Source organism: Mesorhizobium sp. WSM4837 (genome assembly GCF_055811435.1).
This window is the reverse complement of the sequence record NZ_JBVVQE010000125.1, coordinates 1-9,151: the sequence shown is the minus strand read 5'-3', so window position 1 is coordinate 9,151 and position 9,151 is coordinate 1. Positions and strand designations below refer to the sequence as shown.

The window sequence follows — 9,151 nt, the reverse complement described above, 5'->3', positions numbered from 1 at the left end:
GACCTCGACCTTCGTGGCGATGGAGACGGTGAAGGATCGGTAGGCGCTGCGGTGCGGTAAGAACCTTCGATGCCGGCGGGACAGCGCCCCCTCTGTCCTGCCGGACATCTCCCCCACTTGGGGGGAGATCGGCGGCTTCGGCGACAGTGCCCCTTTCCTTGAATGTTGAAAATTGGCGAAAGCCGAGGGGACAGCCAATCTCCCCACTCGTGGGGGAGATGTCCGGCAGGACAGAGGGGGGCGCGAAGGATCGCTACCGAGCAGCTGAGTCCCTTCACTCCGCCAGCGTCTTCAAGAACGCCACCAGCGCCGCGCGCTCGCGGTCCGAAAGCTGCAGCGGGTGGACCTCGGATACACCCTCGACACTCGCCGGCGCCTTCGAATAATGCGCCACAACCTCCTCGAGCGAGGAAAACTGCCCGGCATGCATGTAGGGCGGACGGGTGGCGGCGCCGCGCAGCGACGGCGTCTTGTAGGCGCGCACGAGTTCCGGCCCGGCCTTGACCATGAAGCGCAGCTCGCCGCAGGCGCCGGCGTCGCCATCGCGAAACGCGCCGAAACAGTTGAACGGATCGGCCTCGACTTGGCGCACCGCGTCTATGCGGCCGCGATCCGGCGGCAGGTTCGCCACCGACATCACGCCGGTGTTGTGAAAACCGCCGTCCGTAAAACGCGGCCCGTTATGGCAGGTCACGCAATTGGCCTTGCCGATGAACAGCTTTAGCCCGAGGATTTCTTCGGGCGACAAGGCATCGTCGCCTTGCGGCGCCTGTATACCGGTATCCAAAGCGGCGGCGAACCGGTCGAAGCGCGTCTGCGGTGGCGCGATCGATCGCTCGAAGGCGGCGATCGCCTTGCCGATATTGGCGAAGACGCGGTTGACGTCCTCGGCTTGCGCACCGGACATGGCATTCCAGGCAGCCTTCTCGGCATCGCTGCCGAGCGGACTGGCATTGGCCGGCACATTTGAAAGGTCGGGCAGCGGCCCGAAGATGCGCTCGTAGCGCTCGCCGAATCGCGCCTGGATGTAATGCGCGTAGGCGGCGCGGTTGCCGGCCTGCTCCAGCGGATTTTCCAGCGGCGCCAGCGCCTGCGCCCAGAGACTGTCGCGCCGCCCGTCCCAGAAGAACCATGCGTCATGTGCAACACCGGCCAGCGGCATGGTGCGCCGGTTGGTGCGGCCGACACCGACCGCTCGCGGCAGATCGTCCTGGAACTGCCGGTCGATCTTGTGGCAGGTCGAGCAGGAAACCTTGCCGTCGCCGCTCATCCCGGCGTCGAAAAACAGCGTCGCGCCGAGCGCGGCGGCAGCCGGCACGTCGGCGAAGCGGTTGGTGGTGTCGGTTTTCAGCGGCGGCAGGGCTGACAGCGCCAGCGAGGCGATGGTCTTCTTTTCGGCATCGGAAAACTCAGGCTTGCCGCAGCCGGCAAGCACAGCCATCGCCAGCAGCGCGAAAAGTCGCGGAAAGCGGTTCATCTTGCTCCAGCGCTCAGAGCAGCACATTGAAGACCACCGTGTCGGATCCGGCCGCCGCGGAAATGGCGAAATGCAGTTGCCACAATCCGCTCATTGTGAATTTCACCCCGCCGATGCGATAGCGGCCATCGCCCAGATAATCGGTCGCATGCGGGCTGGTTGGCAGACCGTGCCTGTGCTGCGGCATGCCGCCGGATATCGAGATCGCAGCGCCCTCCACCGGGGTGCCCGCATTTGTCTTCAGGGTCAGCAGCCAGGATTGCAGCTCGCCTTGACGGACAACGCCCCGCTCCGGCTCGAAACTGGCTAAAAACAGGCCGTTCGCCGTCTCTTTCGAACGGGCAATCTCGGAGCCGGCGAGCCGAGGCGCTTGCGGCGCGGTCATATAGACGGCGGCGAGAATGCCGGCCAGCAAGGCAGCCAGACCAAGACCTGCCAGAACGTAGCGCCATAACGATGCCAAACCGGTTCCTCTTCCAGAAATAACGTCTCACTGAGCGGATCGCGTCCCGCCGCGCCGCTGAGAAAACGCCGCCGGCGCAAAATCCGCTGCCGCCAAGCATGGCGCTGCCGCCCGCAAAAAGCTACAGCACCGGTCTTTGGTTTTGTGCATGTCGTTATCCCAAAACCGCCGCGCAAGCTGTGGGCGACATGCACCAGGAGAGATACATGGCAGGAAACGGCGTCGCATCGATCGGTGAATGCATGCTCGAGCTTTCAGGCCAGGCCAGGCCGAACTGGCGCATGGGCTTTGCCGGCGACACATTCAATACGCTGTGGGCGCTGCATGCGCTGAGCGGTGACCGGCCGGCGACCTATGTGTCGGCCTTCGGCGACGACCCGTTCTCGCGCGACCAGATCGATTTCTTCGCGCAAAACGGCATCGGCATCGGCGCCAGCCCGATTATACCAGGCGCCCGGCCCGGCCTCTATGCAATCACGCTGACCGGCGCCGAACGCTCCTTCACCTACTGGCGCGGCGACGCCGCCGCGAGGCAGCTTGCCTCCGACGCGGCCGCTTTGGCGAAAAGCCTTGAAAATCAGGCGCTTGTTTACTTTTCCGGAATCACTTTGGCAATTCTGGACGACGCCGCGCGCAAGACACTTTTGGCGGCGGTGGCCAAGGCGCGCGCCGACGGCTCGCTTGTCGCCTTCGATCCCAATTATCGGCCGCGGCTGTGGCGCCGGCGCGACGAAGCACAGACCGCGATCCTCGATGCGCTGGCAGTCACCGACATCGCGCTGCCGACCTTTCCCGACGAGCAGATGCTGTTCGGCGACGCAGCGCCGCAGAAAACCGCGGAACGGATGCGAAAGCTGGTCGGCGAAGTCGTCATCAAGAACGGCGAGGAGCCGGCGCTAATCGCCGCAAACGGGACCCCGCAACCCGTTCCGGCCGTGCATGTCGCCGCCCCGGTCGACACCACCGGCGCCGGCGATTCCTTCAATGGCGCCTATCTCGCCGCCCGGCTTGCCGGCCATGCCCCGACCGCGGCCGTGTTGCGCGCGCATCGCGTCGCCGCCGCAGTCGTCCAGGTGCGCGGCGCGCTGGCGCCATTCGAGACGTTAAGGGCAGCGTTCGGGGATTAGAACCGACAACCGCCGACAAGCTCGCAGCCCAGGCGCTCGCTATCCGCGCTTTTCGATGACGCCGTACAGGACGTTGCGGTTCTCGCCAAAGAACACCTGCGCCTCGACGGTGTTTCGGTCGACGCTGGCATTGATGACGTTCCACATATCGGCCTCCGACCGCAGCAGCAACACCCAGTTCATGAACGTCTCCCAATACCCGGCGTCAGGGTTGCCTTCTGCGTAGTTCGCAAACAGGAAGGTCCCGTTCGGCTTCAACATCTGCAGGCAGGTTTTCGTGAGCTTCACGGCGACGTTGTGCGCAAGGTAGTCGTAAAGGCCGGAGGCGTAGATGAAGTCGAACTTGCCAAGCTTGTGGCCCCGCGTGAGCACGGTTCGCACCGAGCCGTCGATCGCCTCTACCGCAGTATCCTGGAAGTCGCGCGTGATCAATCCAACGCTCTGAGGGTCCTGATCGAGTGCAACCCAGCGTTTGAGACGGCCCTCCTGTAATGCGGCCGAGCGATTGGCCTCCCTTAAATGGCCGGCCGCAATCGCCAGGACCTCGGTTTGCGGTCCATTCCTGGTCGCAATCTTATCGACATAGCGGGTCAGAAGATCACGCCGTTCCCGTGCCGCGATGGACGACGGCACATCCTTGGTATGCATGTAGAGCGCCTTGCCGATCTCCGAGGCGTTTGCCACGCTCTCCGCCACGTGCGGATCGCAATAGATGTAGTCGAGCAACTGCGCGTCGCCGGAATAACCTCTGGGCTTGTCATGGGACCACCGCGTGAGCGGATCCTCAAGAAAGTACTCCAGGACCGGGTGGTTCTGCACCACCGGTATCAATGCCTGCCAGACGTCGGGATGAACCTTGGAACGCGTCGCGCTGAGGTACGACGTCACACGACGAATGATCTCGGCGGGGTCCTTTCGTTGCTCGATTTGCTGGTGTGTGGTGTGGAGAATGAGCGCAAGCTCGACGCGAGCGGTTTCGAACGCTTCGCTATGAGGCTCGAGCTTTTTTTGAGGGAGACTGGCGGCGATCATCTCGGCAGTAATCAAACTTTTGCCATCGAGGATGGTTGCCACCGCAGAACTCCATAATCACATTTAACTAGATATCGTTACATATTGCGTAAAATTTTATCTTTGCCAAGACACATGTCAGGCATTTTAGCGGTGTCGTTAAATTCCCGCCAACCATGCTGGTTTTTTGGACGCCTTGCGGGTCGGATTCCAGATACGAGTTAACCCAAACCTATATGCGCGACTGCATATTGCTTGCGAGGCGCCGCAATTCGCTGTCGCGCCTGAGGAGTCGGCCGGCGTGGGGGTAGAAGCTAGAAATGAGTTCGGCATACAAAGCCCCGTTCAAATGGGGCTTAGGGTGACGAACGAATACGCGTCATCCGCATTGGCCGATATGGCCCATGCGGAACCGCTTGAGCGGCGCTACGAGCGACGGTCCGACGAACTCCGCAGCCTCTACTGGGAGGAAGGCCAGGCGAAGCGAAGGATGGACGCCAGGCCGGGGCTTTGGATCGCCGTCGCCATCTATCTCATGTTTTCGGCAACGGATCTGCTGCTGATTCCGGATGTGGCACTCTATACGATCACGGCGCGCTTCGCGGTCGGAGTGACTGCGCTGTTGACCCTGGAAGCACAACTTCGCCGGGGGGTCGGAACGGAATGGATTGACGTGACTTGCGCCGCAGCCATCATCTTTGGCTATGTTGGTTGGTTGTCCCCAGCGGTTATGGCCGCGGACAAGGAAAGCGTCTCTTATTATATGGTCTTCGGTACTATCTTCATGATGGGCGCCAATCTTTTCTTCACATTCAGGTTTAATCTATCCATCGTAACTTCTGCTATAATTTTGTGTGTACTATACACGGTGAACTATTTCGTACCTTCTACGCTAACATACAAAATAGTACTAGGAATTTTTTACATTTCGTGCTTCATATTCACGTCGTATGTAAACTGGAGGTTAAACGAGGAACGTTACAACGTCTTCCTGAACGCCTTGGAAGCTAAAATCCAGCACAAGGAGGCCACCGAGCGCGGACAGGCGCTCTTGAATCTGTCGAGAACCGATCCGCTTACCGGTCTGGAGAATCGGCGTGCGATCGACGAGAAGCTGCGCGACTACTGGAGCGACTGGCAAAGGCATGGCAGCGGTTTTGTGGCGATCCTCATCGACGTGGACTTCTTCAAAAGGTTCAACGACTACTACGGACATCAGGAAGGCGATCGCTGCCTGATACTTGTCGCCAATGCCCTTGCCGAAATGATCAAGCAGCACAATGGCTCAATCGGCCGCTACGGCGGGGAAGAATTCATTGTCCTGGCTCGCATGGAGAAAAGGGAACAGGTCGCAGGTCTTGCCGAAGCCATTCGAAGCACGGTGGAGAACCTCGCGCTTCCCCACCAGCAGCGCAGAGACGGCACCTCGGTGGTGACGGTGAGCGTCGGCGCTGCCTTCACCAGGGCGCAGACTGGCGCCAAGCTGGAGAAGATCGTCCACGAGGCCGATCGTGCGCTCTATCTGGCGAAAGCAGGCGGTCGCAATTGTACCTGGCTGTTCGATCCAAACGATCCCCAGAGCAGCGACGAGAGCGAGAACATTGCGGCTTTGCTGAAGATCGCGATCGGCCAGGATCTCGTTTCACTCGTCTACCAGCCGATCCAGAACGTGGCGTCTGGCCGGGTTGAAGCCGTCGAGGCTCTGATGCGCCTCAAAATGCTGGACGGTACATCGGTTCCGCCGAGCCTGTTCATTCCTGTTGCGGAACGAACCGGCGCGGTCCTGGAGCTCGGGCGCTGGGCCATAAGGACAGTGTGCACCGAGCTCTTGGCGGACGATCACGTCCGTGTCGTCAGCGTCAACGTCTCTCCAATTCAGCTCAAGACGCCCGGCTTCGCAGCTTCGGTTGCGACGATTTTGAGCGAGACCGGCGTCGCCGGCAGCAGGCTGGCCCTCGAAATCACCGAAGGGCTGGAGATGGAGATGCACTCCGACGTTCTGCGCTGCATCAGCGACCTGAAGCTGCTGGGGGTCAGGGTATGGCTTGACGACTTCGGGACGGGCTTCGCGGGCCTCTCATGGCTTCGTCTCATCGATTTCGATATGGTGAAGATCGACCGCTCGTTCCTGCATGACTGCGGCACCCCAAGGGGCAAGGCGATGCTGCAAGACATCATTGCCCTGGTGCGAAATCGCGGCCATAAAATCCTGGTCGAGGGGGTGGAAACCGACGAGCAACTGGCCCTTATCCGCGAATTCGACATCGATAAGATCCAGGGCTTTCACGTCGGCCGACCTGCTCCCGCCGCGAATTTCCGCACGAAACCGGCCACCTACAAACGCACATTGTCGATCGTCAAGTCGGCATGAATGGCGGCGGCGCGATCTGAGCCTCTCAGGCCAACCGTCGCCGCCCGTCGATCGCACCCGAACAGGTCTGGCTCATTGCTTCGTGCTCGCCTCCCGGAACGCCGCCTCTCCGGCCTCCGACACCTCGGCCCACTTCTTGTCGGCTGCCGGATCCGCGGCGTAGCTGTCGTGCCAGTTCCACCATTTGTAGGCCGGGGTCTGGGGATAGCCCTCGGGCGAGTCCTCCGAGGAGGCGATGGAGCCTGGCTTTCAGGCGGTCGTCGACTGCATGCTCGGGGCCGGCTTGACGCGGGGAGATCTGCTGTTCGCCCGCTGCGCCGCCGCCGCGAACTGGCCGAACAACTGGCGATCATCGCCATCGGTTCGCGCGGCGATACCAAGGAAATCAGAAAACAGATCAAGCAGCTGTCGAGGGACTAGGGTCAAAACTCAATCAGCCGGTGATCGACAATGACCGGGATGGAAGGCGGCCCGTCGTTGGACGTTCCCCACCACGACAGATACGCGCTCCGGCATCTCTTTAGGGCAGCCATAGCCGCACTTCCACCCATCGCTTACCTCATGCGGGCATCAAATCGATGACCCGCATGATCGCGACCGCAGTGCTCGTGTTCTGGGTGCCTTCTGTAGTAGCGTCGCGGCTACTGTAAGACCGAGTGCAAATGTGGATCTACGATTGACGGATTCCATTGCTTCCTCCCTATCAAAAGTTGGTCGGAAAGGTAGGCCAACAAGTCAAGGATGAGCCGTTGCGGCCCAAAGTCAACTGATCTTCCGTTGGGTTTTGAGCCTAGGGCCGGATGGATAACTGCCTGACGACACGAGGAACTCGGAGTGCGAATTGCTCTTGCCGTGACAGCGGTGCGTGACGCTAGTGAACCCGGCTTAACCCACTGCATCGTCGGCCGCTTCTTCATCTCCTTGGGCGCCTCGCCGGCATGCTGGAGGCCCTTCCACAGCCGCTTCCAACTCAGTGAAGGCGGCGCGGCTCCCGCAAAAGGAAACGCCGAGGTCGAGGCGCAGCTCGCAATTGCACGCTCCATGATCCGCGCCGGCCCCACTCTAGAATCATAACTAGCGGACTTCGCGTCTTAGGCTACTCGGACCGCTTAATGCCGCCGCGGTCCAGAAGCCAGCGCAATGGCACCAAAGGCGGTTATAATCTCACGCCAGACCATTTCCGGAACCTAGTCAGACATTCCAAGGCAGCCTGCAACAAATCGCCTCCCGTCGGCATCCGTTTGCTGCGGTCATGGTTCACCTGCGACCGAATCTGGACAGGGCGCAGAGCCAGGACTACTGTCTACCCAATGAGCAGGTTCGTCCGCATCCTCGCAGTCGTCTTCCTCGCGGCCTTCGCCCTCGGCACGGCGGCGCATGCCGCGGCTTTGACGGACATGTCCCTGAAGATGTCGATGGCTGAGATGGACGGCGACATGCCCGACTGCCAGGACTGTCCCGGCGACGACGGCCAGACGTCGGCATGCGACCAGTTCTGCGTTACCTCGCTTGTCGCGATCTGCACGCCTGCCGCGGCCGAGCTGCCGCATTTCGCCGGTATCGTATCCTTGCCTCCCGGAGAACCGTCCGACGGCCGCACCGGTCCGCCTGAGCCCTATCCTCCCCGAACCACCTTCCTGAGCTGACACGGCCGCGGCATCCGCTCGCGACCGACCCGTCGACGCGCCCGGCTACGTCCGCGCGTCAAAAAAGCCTATTCCGGAATGGTTGATCCAATGCCCTATCCACGTGTGCCGGCGCTGACGCGTCGAATCTTCCTCGCATCGGCCGCCGCCGTTTCGGCGGGCGTGGTGCTTCCACCGCGATCCGACGCCGCAGGCCTTCGCGAGTTCCGGATCCGCGCCGGACCGGGACGCGCCCAGATCGCGCCAGAGCCGCATGGCGATACCCCCATCTGGTGCTATGACGGCAGCCTGCCCGGTCCGGAAATTCGCATCCGCCAGGGAGAACGCCTGCGGGTGGCGGTCGAGAACAAACTCAACGAAGAGACGACGGTGCACTGGCACGGTTTGCGAGTCCCGAACGCGATGGACGGCGTGCCGCACCTCACGCAGGCGCCGATCTGGCCCGGCGAGACCTTTGCCTACGAGTTCGATGCCGTCGACGCAGGCACCTTCTGGTACCATCCGCACCATCGCAGTTTCGAGCAGGTCGGCAGAGGCCTCTACGGCTCGCTGATCGTGGAGGAAGCCGATCCCATCCGGGTCGACCGCGAAGTCACATGGGTGCTGTCCGACTGGCGGCTGACCAAAACCGCCGAGATGCGGGAAGACTTCGGCAACCGCCATGACATGATGCACAACGGCCGGGTCGGAAACACGGTCACGATCAATGGCCGCGTGCCGGATGTCTTTCAGGTGCGAAAGGGAGAACGCATCCGGCTGCGGCTGATCAACGCCGCCAACGCCCGCATTTTCGGCCTCGACTTCGGGAACCATCAGCCTGCCATCATTGCGCTGGACGGGCAGCCAGTGGAACCGCATGCGCCGGAAGGCGGGCTGGTCGTGCTGGGGCCCGCGATGCGCGCCGACCTCATCCTCGACATGACGGCTGACGCCGGAAGCCGGGTTTCCGTGATCGACCGCTTCTACGAGGGCCTGGAATACCGCCTGGTCGACCTAGCCTATGCCGATAATCCGCTCAGGCAGGCGGCTCCCGACTGGCCTGTCGCCGGGACAGTC

At 61.8% G+C, this 9,151-nt stretch carries 7 protein-coding genes and 1 pseudogene; 4 read left to right on the top strand and 4 right to left on the bottom strand.

Annotated features, from left to right (window positions below):
• Positions 1-274 precede the first annotated feature (274 nt).
• Both AC0L3D_RS35245 and AC0L3D_RS35240 read right to left on the bottom strand, forming a co-directional pair.
• Positions 275-1,477, bottom strand: coding sequence for a cytochrome-c peroxidase (locus tag AC0L3D_RS35245; RefSeq protein WP_473630088.1), 1,203 nt, complete (start codon positions 1,475-1,477; stop codon positions 275-277).
• A 13-nt stretch (positions 1,478-1,490) separates the two neighbouring features.
• On the bottom strand, positions 1,491-1,940 hold the full coding sequence (locus AC0L3D_RS35240; RefSeq protein WP_473630087.1) for a FixH family protein: 450 nt from the start codon (positions 1,938-1,940) through the stop codon (positions 1,491-1,493).
• A 206-nt stretch (positions 1,941-2,146) separates the two neighbouring features.
• Between AC0L3D_RS35240 and AC0L3D_RS35235 the strand changes: the two genes are divergently transcribed.
• The gene (locus tag AC0L3D_RS35235) at positions 2,147-3,067 is read left to right on the top strand and encodes a sugar kinase (RefSeq protein ID WP_473647377.1); all 921 of its coding nucleotides are present in this window, start codon (positions 2,147-2,149) and stop codon (positions 3,065-3,067) included.
• A 39-nt stretch (positions 3,068-3,106) separates the two neighbouring features.
• Here the strand turns inward: AC0L3D_RS35235 and AC0L3D_RS35230 are convergent, their stop codons facing one another.
• Positions 3,107-4,141, bottom strand: a complete 1,035-nt coding sequence (locus AC0L3D_RS35230) for a class I SAM-dependent methyltransferase (RefSeq protein ID WP_473630085.1) — start codon at positions 4,139-4,141, stop codon at positions 3,107-3,109.
• 286 nt (positions 4,142-4,427) lie between these two features.
• Between AC0L3D_RS35230 and AC0L3D_RS35225 the strand changes: the two genes are divergently transcribed.
• Positions 4,428-6,449 carry a putative bifunctional diguanylate cyclase/phosphodiesterase gene (locus AC0L3D_RS35225; protein WP_084833952.1) on the top strand — a complete coding sequence of 674 codons (2,022 nt, stop codon included), beginning with the start codon at positions 4,428-4,430 and terminating at the stop codon, positions 6,447-6,449.
• A gap of 72 nt (positions 6,450-6,521) precedes the next feature.
• Here the strand turns inward: AC0L3D_RS35225 and AC0L3D_RS35220 are convergent.
• Positions 6,522-6,674 (bottom strand): annotated as a pseudogene (locus AC0L3D_RS35220) (DUF899 domain-containing protein); the annotation flags it as partial.
• Positions 6,675-7,759: 1,085 nt separating this feature from the next.
• Between AC0L3D_RS35220 and AC0L3D_RS35215 the strand changes: the two are divergent.
• Together AC0L3D_RS35215 and AC0L3D_RS35210 are read left to right on the top strand one after the other, a co-directional pair.
• The gene (locus AC0L3D_RS35215) at positions 7,760-8,095 is read left to right on the top strand and encodes a hypothetical protein (protein WP_128166789.1); all 336 of its coding nucleotides are present in this window, start codon (positions 7,760-7,762) and stop codon (positions 8,093-8,095) included.
• A 90-nt stretch (positions 8,096-8,185) separates the two neighbouring features.
• The coding region (locus AC0L3D_RS35210; protein WP_473647376.1) for a multicopper oxidase family protein at positions 8,186-9,151 on the top strand (966 nt) is incomplete at its 3' end.